The sequence below is a fragment of the Candidatus Hepatincolaceae symbiont of Strigamia maritima genome, assembly GCF_055505085.1.
Window position 1 is genome coordinate 1 of record NZ_DBKDTU010000195.1, and the last position, 1,424, is coordinate 1,424.

Below are 1,424 nucleotides of genomic sequence, written 5' to 3' on the forward strand. Positions count from 1 at the left end.
TCAGCTGGGAGAGCGCCTGCCTTGCACGCAGGAGGTCAGCGGTTCGATCCCGCTTAGCTCCACCATATCAAAAAAATCTTAAAACTGATTCGCAAGAATCACGTTTAAGATTTTGCTCTTTAACAATCTGGAACAAGCTGAAAATTGAAACATGACAGCTGAAACTTACTCCTCCGTAGACATATTGGGGTAAGGATTAACCTGTCATAGAGTCTCTCAAATGTAACAGCACGAAGGTGGAAACACTTTTGGGTTGTGAGGTTAAGTGACTAAGCGTACACGGTGGATGCCTAGGCAGTCAGAGGCGATGAAGGGCGTGTTAATCTGCGATAAGCGTCGGTAAGGTGATATAAACCGTTATAACCGGCGATACCCGAATGGGGAAACCCAGTGCAATTCGTTGCACTATCATACGATGAATACATAGTCGTATGAGGCGAACCGGGGGAACTGAAACATCTAAGTACCCCGAGGAAAAGAAATCAACCGAGATTCCCCCAGTAGCGGCGAGCGAACGGGGAGGAGCCCAGAACCTGAATCAGTTCTTGTGTTAGTGGAAGCGTCTGGAAAGTCGCACAGTAAAGGGTGATAGTCCCGTACACTAAAATGCATTAATTGTGAGTTCGATGAGTAGGGCGGGACACGTGACATCCTGTCTGAATATGGGGGGACCATCCTCCAAGGCTAAATACTCCTGACTGACCGATAGTGAACCAGTACCGTGAGGGAAAGGCGAAAAGAACCCCGGCGAGGGGAGTGAAATAGAACCTGAAACCGTGTACGTACAAGCAGTGGGAGCCTACTTTGTTGGGTGACTGCGTACCTTTTGTATAATGGGTCAGCGACTTATATTTTGTAGCAAGGTTAACCGTATAGGGGAGCCGTAGGGAAACCGAGTCTTAACTGGGCGAATAGTTGCAAGGTATAGACCCGAAACCCGGTGATCTAGCCATGGGCAGGTTGAAGGTTGGGTAACACTAACTGGAGGACCGAACCGACTAATGTTGAAAAATTAGCGGATGACTTGTGGCTGGGGGTGAAAGGCCAATCAAACCGGGAGATAGCTGGTTCTCCCCGAAAGCTATTTAGGTAGCGCCTCGTGAACTCATCTTCGGGGGTAGAGCACTGTTTCGGCTAGGGGGCCATCCCGGCTTACCAAACCGATGCAAACTCCGAATACCGAAGAATGTTATCACGGGAGACACACGGCGGGTGCTAACGTCCGTCGTGAAGAGGGAAACAACCCAGACCGCCAGCTAAGGTCCCAAAGTCATGGTTAAGTGGGAAACGATGTGGGAAGGCATAGACAGCCAGGATGTTGGCTTAGAAGCAGCCATCATTTAAAGAAAGCGTAATAGCTCACTGGTCGAGTCGGCCTGCGCGGAAGATGTAACGGGGCTAAACCATGCACCGAAGCTGCGGCA

General features: G+C 49.9%; 1 rRNA gene. It reads left to right on the forward strand.

The annotated features are described in order from the left end of the window. Positions 1-259: 259 nt before the first annotated feature. Positions 260-1,424: ribosomal RNA gene (locus ACQCX0_RS05325) — 23S ribosomal RNA — on the forward strand; the annotation flags it as partial.